Source organism: Candidatus Binatia bacterium, from assembly GCA_023150935.1.
Classification (GTDB): domain Bacteria; phylum Desulfobacterota; class Binatia; order HRBIN30; family HRBIN30; genus JAKLJW01.
The window spans coordinates 47,730-69,532 of sequence record JAKLJW010000027.1; the positions used below are offsets into that span (position 1 = coordinate 47,730).

Consider the following 21,803-nt stretch of genomic DNA (forward strand, 5'->3'; position numbering starts at 1 on the left):
GCGGCGGGAGCGCCCGTCCTTTCCAGCGCGCGCTCGGTCGAACCATGGGTTGCCGGCTCGCGACCCTCGCGCCTTACGCGCCCCGCCCGGGTTCGGCCAGTGAACTCAACAGGGCGGCCTGATAGACGCGCTTCAGCGGCACGCCGCGCGCGCGGGCGAGGTGACGGCAGTCCTCGTACTCGGGTGCGGCGTGCTCCGTTCCGTCGTGGGCCGTCGCAACCTTCACCCGGACCCGCCCGTAGGGCGTATCGACGGTGCGAATCTCGCGCGGTACGGCAATCCGCTCGACCGTGTGCACGCGCACCCCCAGGCTCGAGGTCTCGCCAAGCACGATCGCCGTCAGCGCGGCGCGCTCGGCGTCCCCGCACAGGACGCTCAATACGATGCCGGGACGGTTCTTCTTCATGTGTACCGGCGCCAGGTAAACGTCGCGCGCGCCGGCTTCGAAGAGCCGCTCGATTATGTGCTCGTAGAATTCGGGATTGAGGTCGTCGATGTTGGTCTCGATAACCGCGAGGCGCTCGTGGACGGTGTCGGCTTCGGTCTCGCCGAGAATCGTCCGCAGCACATTTGGCCGGTCGGACAGGGTGCGCTGCCCGGCCCCGTAGCCGATGCCCGCGATGCGCAGCGCGGGTACCGGGTCCGGGGTCGCCAGCGCGGCCACGATCGCCGCACCCGTGGGTGTCACCAGCTCCGTGGTCCCCTCCCCAACCCGTACCGGAAACCCGCGCAGCAGCTCGACGGTCGCCGGGGCCGGGACCGGCAGCGGCCCGTGCTCGCTGAGCACCGTTCCGCTGCCCATCGGTAACGGCGACGCGTATACGCGCTCGATACCGAACCAGTGCATGCCGATCGCGCAACCGACGATGTCGACGATGGAATCCACCGCCCCTACCTCGTGGAAGGTGACCGCGTCGGTCGACACCCCGTGGACCTTCGCCTCCGCCGCGGCGAGCCGCGCAAAGACGGCCAGCGCCGTGTCGCGTACGGCAGGGTCGAGCCCGCCCCGTCGAACGAGATCGCGAATGACCCGGTAGGGCCGATGCTCGTGCCCGTGTTCATGCCCGTGATCGCGATGCCCCGCCGACGCCCCCTTGCCTCCGTCCTCGCCCGAGCCTCTGCCCCTGCCCTTGCCTCTGCCTCCGCCCGAGTCTCCCTCCGTGACGGCGCCGACCCGCACGTTGAACTTCGTGGCGACGATGCCGTTGACGTTGCGCCGGGTAGCCGACAGCGTGTAGTCCCCGATCGACAGGCGGGCGAGTTCCCCGCGCAGGTGCCGGAGCGGCAGCCCCAGTGCCAGCAGCGCCCCGACGGTCATGTCGCCGCTGATTCCGGCGATCGTATCGAGATAGAGAACCCGCATCCTCACGCTCCTTACGGCCCTGGCTGCGCGCCGCGCACGTACCGCAGGCCGAGGTCGCACAGAAACAACACGAGCGCCAGAGGAATCGCCAGCCAGTCGAGCGGGAAGTGCGCCGTGCGGGTGCCCAGTGTGCGGCCGACGAGCTGTTCGAGCGGCGGGTCGACCTGGCCGCCGGTGGCGGTGGTGAGCTGCGCGAGCCGTTGACGATCGGGCTGGTCGGCGCGGTATTCCTCCTGCGGGTCGGCGTCCCGGCCGGGGATCCATACCAGCTCGGTGCGTTGCGTTACGTTCTGTTCCCGGTCGCGTCTGATTACCGTCACGGGATAGTGTCCGGCCGGCAGGGCGGGGAGCAACCCGGCTAATTCGCGCGGGGCCGTCGGCGCGAGTGTAACGTCGACGGGGTCGTCGCCGGCGAGCAACCGTGCCGTCAGCACGGCGCCGTCGGTATCGCCGAAGGAACGCACGTGCAGCCGGCTCTGGCCGTCGCGCCGGTCGACGTCGAGCGCATACGCCCACGGCAGTTGATCGCGCAGGGTCCATCGCACCACCTGCGACCAGAACTTCCCGAAGCCGTCCCAGCCGACCCACGTGTCGGCGTCGTTCTCGAGGCTGGCCGTGAAGGCGACGACGCGGCCGAGACCGAACTGCCAGGCGGCGAGAAGCGGATCCCGCCGGTCCGGCGCGCCGGCGACATACAGCAGCAGATCGGCACCCGGTTTGGCGCGCGTGTAGGCGTAGCCGCCGACGTCGGGAAGTGCGCGCAGCGGCAGGCCGCGCAGCGCCTGGGTGGCGTCGCCGGGACGCGGGACGAAAGCGATCTCCCGTCGCGGCGCGCGTTCGACCGCCTGACTGGCGTCGCGCAACATGAGCTCCGGCAGCGACTCGGCGTTTTCGACGTGGTAAAAGGCGCCGCCCGTGCGCGTCGCCATCGTTTCCAGCAACTCGAGGTTGACCGTGTCGTCGCCGATACGGATCGCGGTCACGCTGATCCCGGCTTTGGCGAGCGCCGCCACGAGCGCGTCGTGATCGCCCGCGGCGCGGTTGGTGTCGCCGTCCGTAAGCAGGATGACGTGCGCGGTCTGAGCCCGCGCGGCAACGAGTTGGGCGCGCGCCGACTCGAGAGCGTCGTAGAAGTCCGTGCCCCCGCCCGGTTGCAGGCGCGGAATATCACGCTCGAGTAGCAGACGGTTGTCGCGCAGCGGCTTTAGCGCGGCGATGTCGTACGGGCGGGAGTCGAAGGCGATGACGCCGATGAGATCGCTGTCTTTGAGCTGGCCGACGACTGCCAGAGCGGCGCGGCGCGCGTATGCCAGCTTCGAGCTGTCCTCGCTGCGCTGGGTGCGTTCGGTGACGTGGTAGCCCATGCTGTTGGAGCGGTCGACGACGAGGAAGAGGGATACCGGCGCGCGTTCGGCCCGCGGTGGGCGGCGGGGCTCGAGTGTGACCGGGAGCAGACGCTGCAAGGCAGTCTGGCGAAATCCCGGATCGCCGAAGGTGCGGTCGCCGGCCGCCACCACCAGCCCGCCCCCGTAGTCCCGTACGTACCGTTCCAGCAGTTGCAGGGCGGCGGGATCGAGGCGCGCGGCGGAGACGTCTTCCAGCAGGACGCAGTGGTGCGCCAGCAAATCGCCGAGGCGGCGCGGGAAGTGCTCGGGCGCCATGGTCGTGACCGCGACGCCTTTGCGCTCGAGAGCCGCGGCGAGCGGCGAGTGCGAACGCCGACCGATCGACAGTATGCCGACTCTGGCGCCGATCGTTACCGGTGTCTCGCGGTAATCGTTGCCGGCGACGGTATCGCCGGGTGCGTTGACCTCGGCGCGCAGGCGGTGCGATCCGGCGCCGGTAAGGCGGTACGGGATCTCGATCGCGTTAAGGCCCGGTTGCAGGGTTACCGCGTCGGTGCCGATAAGCGACCCGTCGATGTGCAACCGCAGCGGGGCCTCGACGAGCGGCCCGCGATTGCGCACGGTGAGACGGATGGGAAAAACGCTCTCCGCGGCGACCAGCGGCGGTGTCGTCAGCTTCTCGACGGCGACGTCGACGCCGGCTGCGGCGGGGGGGACGGCCGCGTACACGGCGATCCCCGCCCGGCGGGCGCGGACCACCGTGGCGAGACCGTTCCCGCGCGTCTCGTTGCCATCAGTCAAGAGCAGCACCCGGCGCTCCGCGTCGGCAGGCAGCAGTGCGATCGCGGTCTCGAGGCCGCGCTGGATGTCCGTCGCCGTCGTCGTTACCGGGGTCGCCGGCCAGCGTATCGTGCGCGCGGTTCCGGGCGGCTGCACGACGGCGGCCTCGCGTCCGAAGACGACGACTCCCAACTCGTCTCCCGGGGCCAGGGCGCTCGCGAGCCGATCGAGATAGCTCCGCTGCCACGCGCGCCCCCCGGCATCGATGCTCGCGGAAACGTCGACGGCAACGATCAGCGATAGACGGTCCGTGGGCACCCTGACGCTGAGGGCAAGGCCGGCCAAAGCCAACACGATTAGCGCACAGGCGGCGGCGCGCAGCGCCGTGGCTGCGGCCCACCCGGAGCGGCGGCGACCGAGAAGCAGCACGACGACGACCGCAATCAGAGCTGCCATGGCGGCCGGTTGCCGCACCGTTAGACCCAGCGCTTCCGGGTGCGCGAGCAAGTAACGCAGGCCAAGCTCGGGGGTCATGCCGGCCTCCGCGTCCACAACGCCCATTCCACCACGAGCAGCACGAGGGCCGCCGCGTAGAGCCACGGCTGCGCTGCGGACACCGACGGCGGCCGCGATCGGCGGTCGGCGGTCGAACGAGGCGCCGCCGCCGGGAGCTCGGACGAAGCGTCGCGTCCGGCACGACCGATGTCGGATTCCGTCGGGTCGAGGAAGTTCGCCAGTACCAGACGACTGACGCCGTCGGAACGCACGCGGTACGCCCCCGCCAGTACCGGCTCGAATGCGACCTGCGGGCCCGGGATCGTGCGGGTCGCGCCCTGCGGTCCGTCCACGGTGACGGTGTCGGTCGGGAAACGGCCGAGGTCCGCCGTCTCGCCGGTGCGGACCACGAACGTCTCGTCGGCGCCAGGCGCCAGCCAGCCCAGGATGTTGATTGTCAGGAGAAGCAGGTTGACGCGGTCCGTGCGCAGCAGCCCCTCGGCGCCGAGGTCGAACGTAATGCAGGCGACGCGGTGGCCGTCGCGTTCCCCGGCGAGCACCAGCGGGAATTCGCCCGCTGCCGCCCGCGACCGGACGATGGGCCGCATCCACGGCGGCGCGTCGACCATGCGGCCGCGCCGCAGGGGCATTGCGGCAAGCGGCCGCAGCCCCCGCAGGGCGGGATGCGTGTCGTCCCAGTCGATGACCTCGACGTCCTCGACCTCGGCGGTGGCGGGGAACAGCGCGCTGTCGGCGTGCGGGAACACGTAGAGGGCGTTGACGTCTAACGGCGGGTTCGGCGCGAGGCCGTGCAGGACGACGACGTCGGCGTCGCCCGGTCGCGCCGGGTCGAAGGCCTGCGGGTCGGTTGTGCTCACGACGAGGCCGGAGACGGCGCCGGCCAGCTCGCGCAGCTCTCGTGCCAGCGCCGCATCGTCGGAGACGAGGAGGACATGCAGGGGGCGGACCGGTGCGACCCAGGCGAAGGCGGCGTTATCGACGGCGAGGGCGTCGTCGGTTTCCAGCCGCGCGAGCAGCGGGCCGGCGTTCGGCAGACGATCGAAAAGGAAGCTGCGCGCGCCGCGGCCGGGCAGCGTGAAACCGGTTCGGTTCAGCACCGTGCCCCCCAGCTCGATGGTGAGCACGCCGTGGCCGTCGTCGGGCGCGAAGTTCTGCACTTGAATCGTCGCCCGCGCTGCCGCGGGGTCCTGAAAACGGCCCTGGAAAACCTGGATACCGGTGATCGCCAGGTTGGCGTCGGTCTCTCCGCTCTGGTGGAGCGTCACCCGGTCGCGCATCGTGGCCGGGATGCTCGCCCGCGCCACATCGGTGAAGACGTCGATGGCGGTGGGCAGGTCGGTGCGCTGCCGGACGGCATCGGCGAACGCCAGCGTCAGCGTCAGATCGCCGCCGAGGTCGACCGGTTGCAGCGACGTCAGGGCGGCCCGGACGGCCGCACGATCGCGGGTGAAGTCGACGACGACCCGCGGGCCGTTGTCGGCCGCCAGGAGCATAACCTCGGTATCGCCGGGCAGGCCCGCGAGACGCTCGGTTGCGGCGGCCCGGGCGCTTTCGAATCGCGTCTGTCGGCCCTCGCGGCTCTGCATGCTCGCGGAGGTGTCGAGTACGAAGATGCGGCGGCCGGTCGGTTCGCTCTCGGCGAGCCCGGGCCGGTACGGCCTCGCCAGGCCGAGAATGAGCGCGGCCAACGCCAGTGCCTGAACCACGAACAACAGATCGGGTCGAAAGCGCCGCGCCCGAATGACGTCCTCGCTGACGGCCTGCCAGAGCAGGAGCGACGGTACCACAAGCCGGCGGCGGCGCCGCTCCCACATGTGGTACAGCACGAGCAGGCCGTACAGTCCGGCAAGGAGCAGAGCCAGCGGCTCGGCGAGCGCGAACATCGCAGTCAGTGCACCAGCCCCAGCCCGGGCAGGTCCTCGAACAGCGCCCGGTCGATACCCGCGGCCGGGTCCACCACCGCCAGCATCACCCCGGAACGGCGACAGAAGGCTTCGAGTCCGCCAAGGTGGTCGCGCAGCGCGGCCTGGTAGCGGGTGAGGTTGGCCGGTCCGAGGGTGACGAATCGGCGCGCGCCCGTCTCCGCGTCAACGAGTTCGGCGCGCCGGAACAATCGCACCGGATCGCGCTCGCCCGGACCGAGAACGCGCACGGCGGCGACCGTGAATCGCCGGCCGGCCAGCAGCCCGAGAGCCGACTCGTAGAGAGGGGCCGGGACGAGGAAGTCCGATACGACCACGGCGACCCCGGGGGTTCCGCGCCCGCGCAGCGCGGCGGCAATACCGTCGGCGAGCGCCGTGTCGCCGGCGGGGCGCAGCTCGAGCAGAAAATCGCGCAGCCGTTCGAGGCCGGTGCGGTGGCGGACGAACGGTGACGCGACGAAGCCGGCGGGAAGTGTGCCGCCGAGCGCGACGATGCGCGCCGGGTCGTGGTTGCGCACGCTGACGTAGGTCAGGCAGGCGGCCAGTGCGGCGGCGAAGCCGATCTTGTTGTCCGCGGGCGGAAAGTGCATCGATGCCGAAGTGTCGACGAACACGTGCAGCGGCGCCTCGCGTTCGGCGCGGAAGGTCTTGATCAGAAGCTGGTCGAGACGGCCGTAAGCGTTCCAGTCGAGGTGACGCAGGTCGTCTCCGGCGGCGTAGGTCTTGTGGCTTTCGAGCTCGAGACCGTAGCCCTGGGCCCCGCGTGGCATCGGGGTGTTGCCGGGGCGCGTGCTCAACGAGTGCCGCACCCGCAAGCGCAGGCGGTCGAGCTTGCGGAGGAACTCCGGCGCATTCGCCACGGCGAGCGCGGCGGCGAGCGGCGAGACTTCAGCGCCGTAGCCGTCGGGTGGCATGGACGACCCGCTCGACCAGGGTAATTGGATCGATGGCATCGGTCACCGCCGCGAAGTTGAGCACCAGCCGGTGATTGAGCGCGGGAACGGCAACCGCGTCGATGTCGTCGTAGGCGACGTTGACCCGTCCATCGAGGAGGGCCCGAACCTTGGCCCCGAGCAGCAGGGCCTGCCCGCCCCGCGGACTGGAGCCGAAGCTGACGTAGCGACTGACCGTGTCGTCGGTTGCGGTCGGGGCCCGATCGCGGGGCGCGTACTTCGAGCCCACCGGCAGTGTCGCCCGCACCATTGCCGCCGCGTATTCCGCCAGCGGCGGAGCCACCAGCACTTCGCGCACGAGGTGGCGCAGCGCCTCGATGCGCGCGGCCGCTTCTTCGGCGGCGAACACCGGCGCGATCGATGCCACCGCCTCGCCGGTGGTCGAATCGAGGATACGCTGCATGTCGGCATGATCGGGATAAGGGAGCAGTACCTTGAACAGGAAGCGGTCTATCTGCGCCTCGGGCAGGGGATAGGTACCCTCCATCTCGATGGGATTGAGCGTCGCGAGGACAAAGAACGGCGGGTCCAGCCGGTAGGTCGTGCCGGCGACGGTCACCTGCAACTCGGCCATCGCTTCGAGTAGCGCCGACTGGGTCTTCGGCGTGGCGCGATTGATTTCGTCGGCAAGGACGACGTGGGCGAACAGGGGACCGGGGACGAACACGAAGTCGCGGCGGCCGTCGGTTTCGGCCACCATGCGCGTGCCGGTGATGTCGGCGGGCATCAGGTCGACGGTGAACTGGACGCGGCTGAAAGAGAGATTCAGCGCCGCGCCGAGCGAGCGAACGATGAGCGTCTTGCCCGTGCCGGGGACGCCTTCGATGAGTACATGTCCGCCGGCGAAGAATGCGATCAGGATCTGTTCGAGGATGTCGGCGTGGCCGACGATGACACGGCCCAGCTCCGTGCGCAGCCGCTGAAACGTATCGGTGAAGTCGCGGACCGCGTGTGCCGCGGCGGTTGCCGGTGCCGTACTCATGGTTCCTCCCGAATCGAATACACGCGCCGGACCAGATCCTCGTATTCGGGAGGAACTTCCGCCTTGCGCAGCAGATCGTCGGCCAACTGAGTGTCGCTCAGTGAGGGTGTGGGCCGCGCGGCCGCGCCGGCGCGAGCCTGCCCGCCGGCCGCGCGCGAGATGCCCGGGTTACGCTCGATCGACTTGAGGAACGACCCGATCGTGACCTTGAACGGAGCCGCGTTGCCGGCGCCGGGAGTGCCGCCCTCGGGCCGCCGTGCCAGCAGACTGCCCGCCTGCGATCCACCGCCCGCCGGCGGGGCTGCGCCGGTGGCCGGTTTGACGTCGCCCGCCCGTTTCCCGTCGTCATCACCGGTCTCGGTCCGCCCGGCGGGTCGCGTGCCGGAGTCGGGTCCGGGGGTTCCCGCGGTCTGCGGTTCGCGATCCGGCGATTCGCCGTCTCCGGGACTTTCGTTGCCGGCCTTGACTCCATGACGCGCGCGGGCGTCGAGCGGGCTGCTCGATGTGCCGTTGCCGTCCCGATTGCCGGGCTGCGGCTGGCCGGTGCCCGGCTCCGTGCCGGCGCCGCCGTGGTCGGCGTTGGTGACAGCTCTCGCCAGGGATTGCGGCCGGCCGACGCTTTCGCCTTGCACGGCGGCAAGGATGGCCTGCCGGAGCTGGTCAGGCAGATCGGGCGCCGGGCTTGCGGCCGACTGCGTCGCGGCCGCGCTCTCGCCCGGATCGGCGCCGTCCCCGCCGGCCCGTTCGCCGCCGCGGTTCAGGGTGTCGGTGTGGCGCGATCCGTCGTTGCGCAACCGGTCGCCCTGTTCCGGGCCCCGCGAGATCTGTCGGGAGTCGCGGGGCGGGACGTTCCGGGGCGGCGGATTGGGTGCCGTAGCGGGTTGGTTCTGGAGCAGGCGCGCAAGCGGCTGTGCTCGCGGCCACAGCGCGACGCCGGCGAGAACGCCGAGCGCCACGAGCAAGCCGAGGGCACCGCGCGGCAGTCGGCGCGGGAATGCCCGGGCCGGCCGCCAGAGAGCGCCAAGGTCCGCGGTCTGGGCGACGAGGAGCGGAAGCAGCGGCGAGGATTCGCGATCCCGGGGTAAGGCGGCGAGTGTGGTGAGCCGATCGGAGAGCCGAGCCCGGCGATCGGCGATCCGCGCCGCGGCGATGACGTCGACCCGGTGCCGACGTGCGTATACGAGGGCGGCGGCGACGGCTGCCGCCGTGCCTACCAGGGCGAGCGCCGTGGCGAGCCGAAACATGGCGCTCGAGCCCCACAGTGCCGCGGCCGTCAGCGCGGCGGCCAGCAGCGAGAGCACGGTAGCCGTGGCGCAAGCGGCGTCGAGAAGCACGAAACGATTGGCGCGCTGCCGGACTGCACGCAGTTGCCGGTCGACGCCGGCCAGGCCTTCGGGAGCGGGCATGATGCGCGTGCGGCGAAGATAGAGGAGGGGGTCGAGGGGGTCAACACTGCGATCGGCGCTGGGGGTTTTGGGTTGATGCGCGACGGCGGCTGTAGTAACCAGCGGACACTGGGGGAGGGCGCGGTCGCGCCCTGCCGATTGCGTTAGTCGATGCAGCGCACGCCCGGAGCGGCGGTACCGTGCGGAAGGAGGTTCTGATGGGCGATTGGAGGGTGTTGCGTGCGGGCAGCGAGCGGGGCGGCAGGCGACGCCGGATCGGGCTGGCGTTGGCGGCGCTCGGGTGTGTGGCGGCGGCAGCCGCCATTCCGCAGGTGGAGTTGGTCAGTGTCAACATCTTCGGCGGCGCCGGCAATGCGCTCAGCAACAGTCCGGCAGTCAACCTCGACGGCAACATAGTCGCCTTTTACTCAGACGCCTCCAACCTCGTCCAGGGCGATCGGAACGAGGTGCGCGACGTGTTTGTGCGGGATCTCGATGCCGGCGTCACCGAGAGAGTGAGCGTGAGCGGCACGGGTGCGCAGGCCAACGGCCCCAGCCACAAACAGGGCGATGCCCCGGGCCTCAGCGCCAACGGCAACATCGTCGCTTTCTATTCGGACGCTACGAATCTGGTCGATGCGGACACCAATGGTCAGACCGACGTGTTCGTGCGTGTGCGCGACGGCGGCGTTACCGAGTTGATCAGCGTCGGGGCGGACGGTGCGCCGGCCAACGGACCGAGCCTGTTTCCGAGCGCCAGCGGCGACGGCCGTTACGTCGCCTTCCAGTCCCTGGCGACCAATCTCCTGGCTGAAGCCGTTAGCGGTCAGGCCGACATATACGTGCGCGACCGGGTGTCCGGTGCCACTGTCCGTGCGTGTCCGGGGTTCCAGCGCAACGGACCCGCCATCGCGCCCTCGCTGAGCGCCGACGGCACCGCCGTTGCGTTTGCCGCCGCCGACACGGCGCTGGTGCCGGCGACCGTCAATCGCTTTTTCCAGATCTACGTGTGCGTTCTCCAGAGCGGCACGGTTTCGCTGGCGAGCGTCAATAACGCCGGCCAACCGGGTAACGCCGACAGTTTCCTGCCGGCGTTGAACGAGAACGGCACGCTGGTCGCTTTCAAGTCGAACGCCGACAACCTCGTGCCCGACGACCGGAACGGTTTTGTCGATGTCTTTGCCCGCGACCTGGCGGCGAGCCAGACCGAACGCATCAGCGTGTCGTTCCGGGGCGGCGATGCGGACGACCTGTCGTTTCCGCCGGCGGTCGATTACGAGGGGCGCTTCGTGGCCTTCGGTTCGCTCGCTTCGGATCTCGTGCCCAACGACTTCAACGGCAAACCCGGCGTGTTCGTCCGCGACCGTACCGGCGGGGTTACCTTCCTCGGCGACGTGAACCACCTCGGGCAGCAGGGCAACGGCACCGTGCCGGACGATCCGCCGGCCCTCAGCGGCGGCGGTCGTTCGCTCGCCTACGCGTCGACGGCCACCAACCTCGCCCCCAACAACCCCGATTCCATGCTCAGCGTCTTCATCGGCCGCAATCCGTTCGCATGTGTCGACGATGAGGATTGCCCCGCCGGTTTCGTTTGCATCGAGGGTTTCTGCTCCCTGCTCGGCACGCCGACGCCGACGCCGACGCGTACCTCCACGCCGACGCCCGGGCCGGACGACTGCTGCCAGTGTCCGGGCCCGCTGTGCGAGGCGCCGGGAGCGACGGGTTGCCCGGCGAATTGCGAGGCGGTGTATGCGGCGCTGTGCGAGGACGGGATCAACTGCGTGACGTTCACGCCGACGTCGACGCCCACCCCGACGCCGACGCATACGGCGACGCCGACGCCCGGACCGGACGATTGCTGCCAGTGTCCGGGTCCGCTGTGCGAGGCGCCGGGAGCGACGGGTTGTCCGGAGAACTGCGAGGCAGTGTATGCGGCGCTGTGCGAGGACGGGATCAACTGCGTGACGTTCACGCCGACGCCGACCGCCACGGCGACGCCGACGCCGGGGCCGGACGACTGCTGCCAGTGTCCGGGTCCGTTGTGCGAGGCGCCGGGAGCGACGGGTTGCCCGGCGAACTGCGAGGCCGTGTACAAGGCGGTGTGCGAGGCGGGGATCACTTGCGTGACGGTCACGCCGGGTGGGACGTTGACGCCGACGCCGACCGCGACCCCGACGCCGACCGCGAGTGCGCAGGACTGTTGTCAGTGCGGCGCCAATCGGTGTCAGGCGCCGGGGGCCGAGGGCTGTCCAACCGATTGCGACATCGTGCGCGAGGCGGTGTGCCTCGACAACACCACCTGCGCCACCTTCACGCCGACGCCGACTGCGACCCCGACGCCGACCGCGGGTGCGCAGGACTGTTGTCAGTGCGGCCGCGACCAGTGCGAAGCGCCGGGTAACGACGGCTGCCCGCCGCAGTGCGACATCGTCCGTAACGCGGCTTGCATCGGCGGGACAACCTGTACCGCCTTCACGCCGACCTCGACACCGACGGTAACGGCGACGGTGACGCGGACGTCGGTGCCGACGCGAACGCCGACGCGCCGGTCGCAATACGACGACGACGGGTGCAGCCTGACGCCGGCATCGGGAGATGGTGGGAGCGGCGCCGGGCTGTTGTGGCTGCTCGCGCCGGCAGCGGTACTCGGGTGGCGCCGCCGGGCCAGATCGGCCCGTTGAAGATGCAGATGGAACACGGACATGGCGCCGCCGCCCGGGGGCCCATGTCCGCGTTCCGGCTTGCGCGGCAGAGCCCACGCCGCGATGTGTGGCTGCTGTTTGCCGCCCGCGTCGTGCGGGTTTTCTGTTACGGCCTGCTGTCGGTCGTACTGGCGCTCTACCTCGGACAGATCGGACTGTCGGAACGCGCGATCGGCTTGTTACTCACGTTGACGCTGGCCGGCGATGCCGGCATTTCGTTGTGGTTGACGACGAGTGCCGACCGCTTCGGCCGGCGGCGCACGCTCTTGCTGGGTGCGCTGTTGATGGCCGGAGCCGGCGTGGTCTTTGCCGCCACCTCGAATCCGCTGGTTCTGATGGCGGCGGCGATCGTCGGCGTAATCAGCCCCGGGGGGAACGAGATCGGGCCCTTCCTGCCGGTTGAGCAGGCCGGCCTGACCCAGGCGATTCCCGACGGTTGGCGGACGACGGTATTCGCCTGGTATGCGCTTTGCGGATCGTTCGCGACGGCGCTCGGGGCGCTGGTCGGGGGTTGGGTTACTCAGGGTCTGCGGGACGCCGGCGTGCCGGCGACGGATGCTTACCGAGCCGTGCTGATCGGCTACGCCGGTGGCGGCATCGTTCTGCTGGTTCTGTTCGCCCTGGTGTCGGCGAACATCGAAGTGCCGGCGGCGGCGCGTCGACCCGACGTTGCCCGCACGCTGGGTTTGCACCGCTCGCGCGGAGTCGTCATGCGGTTAAGCGCTCTGTTCGCTCTGGATGCCTTCGCCGGCGGACTTATCGTGCAGAGCCTGATGGCTTACTGGTTTCACGTGCGCTTCGGCGTCGACGTCGGGGTGATCGGCAGCATCTTTTTCGGGGCGAACGTGCTGGCCGGCGTGTCGGCGCTGTTGGCCGGGCGGCTGGCGGCCCGCTTTGGGCTCATCAACACGATGGTGTTCACGCACATTCCGTCGAACGTGATGCTGATGCTCGTCCCGTTGATGCCGACGCTGGAATGGGCGATTGCCGTGCTGCTGTTGCGCTTCAGCATCTCGCAGATGGACGTGCCGACGCGGCAGTCGTACACGATGGCGGTGGTAGCGCCTGACGAACGTGCCGCCGCCGCCGGCGTGACGGGTATCGCCCGCTCCGTAGGGGCGGCGTTATCGCCGTCGCTGGCAGGGATATTCCTCAGCGTGGGGGCCCTCTTCAGCGCGCCGTTCTTTCTGTCCGGCGGATTGAAGATCGTCTACGACCTGCTGCTGTACCGGAGTTTTCAAGGACTGAAGCCCCCGGAAGAGGGCGGCGGGTCGAGGCGGGTGTGAGCGCGCGGCTCCCGCCGAGCCGCCGTCAGGCCATCGCGGCTCGGCGGGAGCCTCGCCCTCCCCATCTGAATTCCATGCGCCCCGCGCGTAAACTCGGCGTTCGGCTTCCACTCCGTACACGTACTCAGCGAAGCGGTACACGTACTCGTTCACGGACAGGGGGCACGCAGCGATGAAATTGAACCACGGGCGATTGCACGCCTACGAGGAAGTGGCCGTGTACGAGTACGTGAACGAGTACGAGTACAGAGGACAGCCCGGCCCGGCGGCGCCAGGTCGGCGCGTCTACCGGTAGGTGCGCAGAAGGTACACGGCCAGGTCGTGACGTTGCTCCGCGGTCAACTGGTTCGTCGGCATCGGGGACGGCGGCGTGCGCAGCAGGGCCGCGAGTGAGGCGATCGTGTAGCGCGCCGCGAGGGCTTGCAGCGGTTTGTACGCGTCGCCGGCCGCCTGACCCACGATATGGCAGCGCTCGCAATCGTTGGCGCGCCACAGCGCGGCACCGCGCGCCGCGGTCTGCTCGAGCGCCGTTGCGTCGAGGCCGGCGAGCGGATCGTCGTGCGGGGTGACCGCGCTCGCGGCGTCTCCCCGTGCCGCGGTGCCGTGCGCGACGCGGTAGATCTGGCCGGTGAAATCGTCCGAAACGTAAAGCGCGCCGTCGGGGCCGACCGCGACGTCGACCGGACGTCCGTATACCCGATCGTTGCGCAGGAATCCGGTGACGAACGGGTGCTCGCCGATGGAACCGTCCGGTGCGAAACGCAGGGCCACCACTTCGTAACCGATCTTCCTGGAGCGGTTCCAGGAGCCGTGCAGGGCGACGAAGGCGACACCGTCGTACTCGGGTGGGAACGCCGCTACGGCGGTGCCGGCGGGGCGGCGGTAGAAGGTCATGCCGAGGGGAGCGGTATGGGCGGCGAAGCCGTGCGCGGGGGGAAGGGAGGCGGCGATCTGGGCCTCGCGACCGGCGCCGAGATCGGGGTCGGGAATGCGGTTGCCGTTGGCGAAGGGCCAGCCGTAGAAGCCGCCCTCGATGACACGGTTGAACTCGCAGGGCGGGAAGTCGTCGCCCAGCAGGTCGCGGCCGTTGTCGGTGGCGTAGAGCGCGCCCGTGCCGGGTTGCCACTCGAAGTCCACGGCATTGCGCAGCCCGGTAGCGAAGATCTGCTCGCCGCTCCCGTCGGCCTCGTATCGGAGAATGGCGGCGCGGCGCTTATCGGCCTCTATGCAGACGTTGCAGCTCGAGCCGACGGAGACATAGAGCTTGCCGTCGGGTCCGACGTCGACGGTGCGGGTCCAGTGGTTGCCGCCATCGGGGAGGCCGGTAACGATGCGTTCGGGTGTGCCGCTAACGGTACCGCCGGCGGCATCGAAGCGGACGCGCGCGACGGCGGTGGTTTCGGCGACGTACAGCCACCCGTCGTGCAGGGCGAGGCCGTGCGGTTGATGGAGTCCGGTGAGCAGCTTGCGTTGTCCGTCGGCAAGGCCATCGCCGTCGGTATCGCGCCCAATGAGCCACACCGTGCCGGTGCGCGGGGAGCTGACGAGCAGGTCGCCGGCCGGCGTGAAGCGCAGGAGGCGAGCGTTCTCGATGCCGGTGGCGTAGACGTTGATGAAGAACCCCTCGGGCACGGCAACGCGTTGGCGCAGCTCCGACTCGGGCATGGGATTGCCGCTGAAGCCGGGGAAGTTGATGGTCAGGCCGCCCGGCAGCCTGGCGTAGCCGCACTGCGCGACGGCCATCGTGCACGTCAGTCCGACCAGAGCCACAGCGCTCCGGGACCCGAAGCCGGGCGGCCGCCACGCGTGCATCATGCGGTTCGACTACCACGCGCCGCGCCGCAGGTCAGCCCCGGTGGAACGTGCGCTCCGCGCGCGTTTTCATGTATTCCGCGTGGTGGAACGTGCGCTCCGCGCGCGTTCACGTATTCCCTGCAAGTTCGGAATGCGCCCCGATAATGCAAGGACGATTGCTCGCCGGCTCGCTCGCGCGGTGGAGGAGAGGCTTTCGGTGTTCCCGGCGGTTGTGCTGCCCGGGCCGCGTCAGGTCGGTAAGACCACCTCAGCCAAAGGACCGATGACGGGCGCGGGGACACGGCAAGATCGCCGACGGAGCCTTGATACGCCTCCCCGGGTATGTGCTTGAATTCGCTTGACGGGCATTTTCTTCTTTGGAACGGGCATCCTTTCGTGTTATGGGCGCGAATACAGGGCTTGTCCTGTCCACAAACAAGGAGGGGAGTCATGAACCGATGGTCGCTTCGCTTTGGCGCCGTGGCGGTAGTAGCGGTGATGTGTACGGCTTCGGCTGTGCACGCCGCGGATTCGTGCCTGGCGCCGTGTGCCAAGGTGCCGAAGAAGTCACGGCACGTGTCTACGGCTGCCCCGGTGCCGTTGCCCGCCGGGCCGATGGCCGGACCGATCCTCACCACGCCGGGCGCCACGCTGGCGAAGGGCAACAAGAAGAAAGTGGTCACCGTGGATGCGACAATAACCTCGGGAATGCCGGTGCCCATGCCGATGATCCTGTCAATGGGGGCGACGCTTAACGGCGTGGCGATGGAGCCTACCACCGGGGTATATATGGACTGCGCCGGCACCGCGATGACGCCCTGGTTCGGGGGCCCGTTGGCCGGCTGCACGGTGTCCGCGACGTTCTGGCTCGATCTCGATCAGGCGGAGACCGCTTCCCCGGGGACGTTCATCGGCCTGCCGCTGACCGTGGTGCTCCTGGGCGGTGACGCGGCGGGTGGGGGCGGGCCGCCGGTGTCGGCTTCGATGAACGTGCGGCAGGAAGGCAAGTAGGCGCGGCGCGCCCGCGCGCCGTCAGGTTAACTCCGCTGTCCGTTGCGGAGGAACTGGCGCAGATAGCGGGCAGTGTGCGAGCGGCGGACCCGGAGGATGTCCGGCGGCGGGCCCATGGCGACGACCCGACCGCCGCCGGTGCCGCCTTCCGGGCCAAGGTCGACGATCCAGTCGGCTTCCTTGACGATGTCGAGGTTGTGCTCGATGGTCACCACCGTATGGCCGCGGTCGACGAGCCGGTGCAACACGTCGATAAGTTTCTCGATGTCGGCGAAGTGCAGGCCCGTGGTCGGCTCGTCGAGGACGTACAAGGTCCTGCCGCGCCCCGGCTTGCCCAGTTCGTACGCCAGCTTGATGCGCTGCGCCTCGCCGCCCGAAAGGGTGTTGCTCCCCTGGCCGAGCGTCAGGTAGTCGAGCCCGATCGCTTCGAGCAGACGTAGCGGTGTGGCGATCGTCGACACCCCGGCGAAGAACTGCGCCGCTTCCTCGACCGTCATGTCGAGCACCTCGGCCATCGTCTTGCCGTTCCAACGCACGGCCAGCGTCTCGTCGTTGTACCGCCGCCCGCCGCAGGCGTCGCAGGTGACGTAGACGTCGGGCAGAAAGCTCATCTCCATCTTGATCTTGCCCTGGCCGGCGCACATCTCGCACCGGCCGCCCTTCACGTTGAAGGAGAACCGTCCCGGCGTGAAGCCGCGCAGGCGCGCCTCCGGGGCCAGCGCGTACAGCTTGCGGATATCGTCGAAGAACCCGACGTACGATGCCGGGACCGAGCGTGGCGTGCGGCCGATCGGTGTCTGGTCGACCTCGACGACCCGCTCGAGCAGGGCCGCGCCGTCGATGCCTTTGTGCGCTCCGACGTGACCGCTCCAACTGCCGAGCCGGCGGCGCAGCCCTGCGTACAGGACGTCTCGTACCAGGGTCGACTTGCCCGATCCCGAGACCCCCGTAACGCAGGTCCAGGCGCCGACGGGAAACTCGACGTCGATGCGTTTGAGGTTGTGTTCGACGGCACCGCGAACGGTCAGGCGAGGCAGGCCGGCGACGTCCCGCAGCGGGCCGATGCGCGGCCGCCGGCGGCCGAGAAACTTGCCCGTCACCGATGCCGGCTGCCGGGCGAGACTGGCCGGCGGACCGAGGGCGACCAACTCGCCTCCGTGGGTGCCGCCGCGGGGGCCGAGATCGACCACCAGATCGGCGGCGGCAATCGTCGTCTCGTCGTGCTCGACGACGACCACGGTGTTGCCGTGATCCTTCAGGGTCTTCAGTGTCCCGAGCAGCATGTCGTTGTCGCGCGGGTGCAGTCCGACGGTCGGTTCGTCGAGGATGTAACAGACCCCACGCAGGTTCGACCCGAGTTGCGCGGCAAGGCGAATGCGTTGAGCTTCGCCGCCGGACAGCGTGTCGGCGCGCCGATCGAGAGTCAGGTACGCCAGCCCGACCTCGTCGAGAAAGCGCAGGCGCGGCAGGATCTCCTTCATCACGTTGCGGGCGATCTCGCCCTCGCGGCCGGAGAAGCGGCGCCGCGAGAGTTCGGCGAAGACGTCGCTGACCGACTGCCGCGTCAGTTCCCAGATGCCCTTGCCGTGTATCGAGACGGCGCGCGCCCGGGCGTTCAACCGCGAGCCGACGCACCCCGCACACGGGCGCTCGTCCGTGTACGGCTCGACCAGTGCGGGATCGACCTCGGCCGTCTCGAAGGCGCGTTGCAGCACGCCGAGCAGGCCGTCGCCGTTGCCGCTGCCGTGCAGCAGTCGCCGCCGCTGCGTATCGGTCAGCGCCGACAGCGGCTTCTTCCAGAGGCTGCGCTGGGTTGCCGCCAATCCCTTCACTGCGTCCCACAGCTCCGTTGCGAGGGGTTTCAAGACCGCGGCAAGAGCCTTGCCGAGCGGCTGCGCGGCATGGCCGACGAGGCGATCGACGTCGATGTGCGGTACGCTGCCGAGGCCGTCGCAGTCGGGGCATGCGCCCTGCCGGCTGTTGAACGAGAACAGCCGGGGATCGAGCGCCTCGTACCCGAGCCGGCAGGACGTGCAGTACAGCCGCTCGCTGTAGAGCCGGTCCCCGGCGGGGTTCGCCGCCTCGCTGGCGGCACCCGGGGCCGCGATAACGGCACCGTTGCCAAGCCGGAGCGCCGTGGCGATCATCTCCGGCAGCCGCTCGGAATCGCCGCGGGTGACGTCTATGGCGCCGACGAGGATGTCGATGTCGTGTTCCCGGTAACGCGCCAGCGCCGGCGGCGGATCGAGTTGCCTCACCACGCCGTCTATCCGTGCCCGGACGAACCCGAGCTTGCGCGCCGCCCTGAAAAGTTCGGTGTAGATGCCCTTGCGGCCGCGCACCGCCGGGGCGAACAAGGTTACCGTCTGACCGCGCAGCTCGCGTCGAATGCGCTCGACGATCTGCTCGCGGGTAAGAGCGCTCAACGGCCGGTTGCAGCCGGTGCAGTGTTGCACGCCGATCTTGGCGTAGAGGAGCCGCAGGTAGTGGTAGATCTCGGTTACCGTGGCCACCGTCGACTTCTTGCTGCCGCGGCTCAGGCGTTGCTCGATGGCGACCGTCGGTGGGACGCCGGCGACGCGATCCACGTTGGGGCGCGCCAGTACCTTGACGAACTGCCGGGCGTAGGCGGAGAGGCTGTCGAGGTAGCGGCGCTGCCCCTCCGTGTAGAGGATGTCGAAGGCGAGCGTGGACTTGCCCGAGCCGCTGAGCCCGGTGACGACGATGAATCGATCGCGGGGCAGGTCGAGCGTCAGGTCGCGCAGGTTGTGCTCCCTGGCCCCGACGATCTGCATGACCCCCCGCCCGTTCCCTGACGCCAGCGCATAGGGAGCGGGAGCCTCGGCGGCTGCGGCGAGTGTGTCGCCGTCCAGTGCGGCGCGCAGGTACCGGGCGGTGTGCGAGGTCGGGTGCGCCGCCACCTGTTCCGGCGGGCCGGCGACCACCACCATGCCGCCGCCGGTGCCGCCCTCGGGGCCCAGATCGACGACCCAGTCGGCGGCCTTCACTACTTCCATGTTGTGCTCGATGACGACCAGCGAATGGCCGCGATCCACCAGTCGCTGGAAGGCGCGCAGAAGCGTCTCGATGTCGCCGATGTGCAGGCCGATCGTGGGCTCGTCGAACAGAAAGAGCGTGTGCGACTGGGTTTCTCCCGCCATCGCCGCGGCGAGCTTCAGTCGCTGCGACTCGCCGCCTGAGAGCGTGTTGAGCGGCTGGCCGAGGGGCAGGTAGTCGAGACCGACGTCGGCGAGCGGTTGCAGGCGCGCGCGGACGGTCGGCTGATCCGCAAACCGGGTCAGCGCCTCGCGGACCGTGAGGCCGAGCACTTCGTGGATATTGCGGCCCTGGTAGACGACGTCGAGCACCTCGCTGCCGAATCGTTTGCCGTCGCATTCGGGACAGCGCACGTAGACGTCCGAGAGGAACTGCATCTCCACCTTTTCGAAGCCCTCGCCACGGCACGTCTCGCAGCGGCCCCCGGCCACGTTGAAGGAGAACGTTGCGGCGGTATAGCCGCGCAGGCGCGCCTGCGGGGTCTGGGCGAACAGCTCGCGGATGGCGTCGTAGGCCTTCAGGTACGAGGCGGGGTTGGCGCGCCGGGTGGTACCGATCGGGCTCTGATCGACGAGGACCGCGTCGGCGATACGACGCGCTCCCTCGATGTCGGCGCACGCCCCGGGGGTACCGTCGGGCCGGCCGAGTCGCTTGCGCAAACCGCGGTACAGCACGTCTTCGATCAGCGTCGACTTGCCCGAACCGGAGACCCCGGTGACGCAGACGAGGCGGGCCAGCGGGAAGCGCGCGGTGACGTTGCGCAGATTGTTCTCGGTGGCGTCCCGCACGATCAGCTCGAGCCCAGGGATCGGCGGACGCCGGTTGCGCGGGACGGCGATGCGCCGCCTGCCGGCGAGGTAGTCGCCGGTGATCGAGCCCTCGCGGCGCAGCAGTTCGGAGTAAGAGCCGGCGAACATCAGTTCGCCACCGGCCGCACCGGCCTGCGGCCCGAGATCGATCACGTGATCCGCCTCGCGGATGATTTCCGGCTCGTGCTCGACCACGACGACTGTGTTCTCCTTGGCCCTCAGGGTTTTGAGGATGTGTACGAGCCGCTGGCTGTCCCGCGGGTGTAGGCCGACCGACGGTTCGTCGAAAATGTAGAGTGTGTTGACGAGCGAAGAGCCTACCGCGGTCGTCAGGTCGACGCGGGCCAACTCGCCGCCGGAGAGGGTGCGCGACTGGCGGTCGAGCGTGAGGTAGTCGAGCCCGACATCGAGCAGGTAGCGCAGCCGGCCGCGGATCTCTCCGAGGATGAGATGGGCGATCCCCTCGTCGGCGGGGTCGAGGGACAGGCCCGCGAAGAAGGCGGCTGCCTCGCCGACGCTCATGCGCTGTACGGCGGCGATGTCGTGCCCGGCGATCTTGTAGAGCAGGGCCTCCGGCTTGAGCCGCCCACCGGCACACGCGGGGCAGGTTCGGTAGCCGCGGAAGCGCGACAGGAAGACGCGTACGTGCATGCGATACGTCTTCCCTTCGAGCCAGCGAAACCAGCCACGTACCCCGTGGTACTTGCCCTTGCCGTCGATCACGAGCCGGCGTTGCACCGCGGTCAACTCGGCGAAAGGGATGTCGGTCGGAATGCCTTTCTTCTTGCAGAAGTCGAGCAGTTGAGCGCGTTCCCATTCCGTGGCTTTGGTGCTCCAGGGCTTGATGGCGCCGTCGGCGAGCGTGCGGGACGGATCGGGCACGACCAGATCGAGATCGAGATCGATGATGCGCCCGAAGCCGCGACACGTGTCGCAGGCGCCCAGCGGGCTGTTGAAAGAAAACTGGTTGGCGGTCGCTGCCCGGTACGCGATCCGACAGCGCGGGCATTCGAGGCGCGTTACGTGAGGTTCGATGCGGTTACCGTCGTCCGGGTGGACCAGCAGCAAACGTCCCTTGCCGAAGCGCAGCGCCTGTTCCAGGGAGTCGGCAAGGCGGCCCTTCTGGTCGAGTCGCATCGTGAGGCGATCGACAACGACGATCGCCGGTGACGGCGGCGCCGCGGCGACGTCTTCCAGGGCGAGCGTCTCTCCGTCGAGGAGCAGACGGCGGAAACCGGCCGCGGCGAAGCCGGCGCGCGTTTCCTCCCAGGGGAGGTTGTCGGCGAGCGGCGCCTCGAAGGCGACGAGGACGCGCGTACCCTCGGGCCGCGTTAGAAGTCCTGCGCAGATGGAGTCGACCGTCGCCGGCCGCACCGGTTCGCCGCAGGTGCCGCAATGGAGCACGGCGATTTTCGCGTAGAGCAGTTTCAGGTGGTCGTGCAACTCGGTCATCGTCGCGACCGTGGAGCGCGAGGTCTTGACGGTGTTGCCCTGGCCGATCGCGATCGCCGGCAGGATGCCGTCGATATGCTCGACCTGGGGCTTGTCCATGCGGTCGAGGAATTGGCGCGTGTAAGCGGAGAAGCTCTCGACGTAGCGCCGCTGGCCCTCGGCGTAGAGAACATCGAAGGCGAGACTCGACTTGCCCGATCCCGAGGGGCCGGTCACGACGGTCAAGGCGTTCAGCGGTACGCGGACGTCGATGTTCTTGAGGTTGTTCTGCCGCGCCCCGGTGATCGTGATCCATGAATCCGACATTGCGTTCGCGTCCGAACCCTCAGCTATAGCGCACCGGACGTCTGGGGAAAGTGATGGGGGGGGCCACGATCCGGCGCTAACGGATGCTCGGCAGCCTGGGGCAAGGGGCAGCGAAAACCGCGTGGGTGGCCGTCCTGCA

At 69.4% G+C, this 21,803-nt stretch carries 11 protein-coding genes; 3 read left to right on the forward strand and 8 right to left on the reverse strand.

Features of this window, described 5'->3' with window-relative positions:
* Window positions 1-73: 73 nt before the first annotated feature.
* From larC to L6Q96_15840, 6 genes are read right to left on the reverse strand one after another with little or no spacing between them, the layout of a single operon-like run.
* A complete protein-coding gene (gene larC, locus L6Q96_15815; protein MCK6556023.1) occupies window positions 74-1,363 on the reverse strand; it encodes a nickel pincer cofactor biosynthesis protein LarC in 1,290 nt (429 codons plus the stop codon).
* Window positions 1,364-1,374: 11 nt separating this feature from the next.
* The gene (locus L6Q96_15820; GenBank protein ID MCK6556024.1) at window positions 1,375-4,023 is read right to left on the reverse strand and encodes a VWA domain-containing protein; all 2,649 of its coding nucleotides are present in this window, start codon (window positions 4,021-4,023) and stop codon (window positions 1,375-1,377) included.
* Window positions 4,020-5,888, reverse strand: coding sequence for a VWA domain-containing protein (locus tag L6Q96_15825; protein MCK6556025.1), 1,869 nt, complete (start codon window positions 5,886-5,888; stop codon window positions 4,020-4,022). The genes L6Q96_15820 and L6Q96_15825 overlap by 4 nt, the downstream gene beginning before the upstream one ends.
* A 5-nt stretch (window positions 5,889-5,893) precedes the next feature.
* Window positions 5,894-6,841 carry a DUF58 domain-containing protein gene (locus tag L6Q96_15830; GenBank protein ID MCK6556026.1) on the reverse strand — a complete coding sequence of 316 codons (948 nt, stop codon included), beginning with the start codon at window positions 6,839-6,841 and terminating at the stop codon, window positions 5,894-5,896.
* The gene (locus tag L6Q96_15835; protein MCK6556027.1) at window positions 6,816-7,862 is read right to left on the reverse strand and encodes an AAA family ATPase; all 1,047 of its coding nucleotides are present in this window, start codon (window positions 7,860-7,862) and stop codon (window positions 6,816-6,818) included. The genes L6Q96_15830 and L6Q96_15835 overlap by 26 nt, the downstream gene beginning before the upstream one ends.
* Window positions 7,859-9,268, reverse strand: coding sequence for a hypothetical protein (locus L6Q96_15840; GenBank protein MCK6556028.1), 1,410 nt, complete (start codon window positions 9,266-9,268; stop codon window positions 7,859-7,861). Before L6Q96_15840 ends, L6Q96_15835 begins: the two co-directional genes overlap by 4 nt.
* 197 nt (window positions 9,269-9,465) lie before the next feature.
* Here L6Q96_15840 and L6Q96_15845 point away from each other — a divergent pair, with 197 nt between their 5' ends.
* Both L6Q96_15845 and L6Q96_15850 read left to right on the forward strand, forming a co-directional pair.
* Complete coding sequence (locus L6Q96_15845; GenBank protein MCK6556029.1) at window positions 9,466-11,928, forward strand: hypothetical protein; 2,463 nt, start codon at window positions 9,466-9,468, stop codon at window positions 11,926-11,928.
* A 44-nt stretch (window positions 11,929-11,972) separates the two neighbouring features.
* A complete protein-coding gene (locus L6Q96_15850; protein MCK6556030.1) occupies window positions 11,973-13,235 on the forward strand; it encodes an MFS transporter in 1,263 nt (420 codons plus the stop codon).
* Window positions 13,236-13,520: 285 nt separating this feature from the next.
* Here the strand turns inward: L6Q96_15850 and L6Q96_15855 are convergent, their stop codons facing one another.
* Entirely contained in the window at window positions 13,521-15,005 is a 1,485-nt protein-coding gene (locus L6Q96_15855) for a sorbosone dehydrogenase family protein (GenBank protein ID MCK6556031.1), read from the reverse strand.
* A 474-nt stretch (window positions 15,006-15,479) separates the two neighbouring features.
* Between L6Q96_15855 and L6Q96_15860 the strand changes: the two genes are divergently transcribed.
* Window positions 15,480-16,040, forward strand: coding sequence for a hypothetical protein (locus L6Q96_15860; protein ID MCK6556032.1), 561 nt, complete (start codon window positions 15,480-15,482; stop codon window positions 16,038-16,040).
* 26 nt (window positions 16,041-16,066) lie between these two features.
* On the opposite strand, the gene uvrA is transcribed toward L6Q96_15860, so the two are convergent.
* Entirely contained in the window at window positions 16,067-21,664 is a 5,598-nt protein-coding gene (gene uvrA / locus L6Q96_15865; GenBank protein MCK6556033.1) for an excinuclease ABC subunit UvrA, read from the reverse strand.
* Window positions 21,665-21,803: the final 139 nt, after the last annotated feature.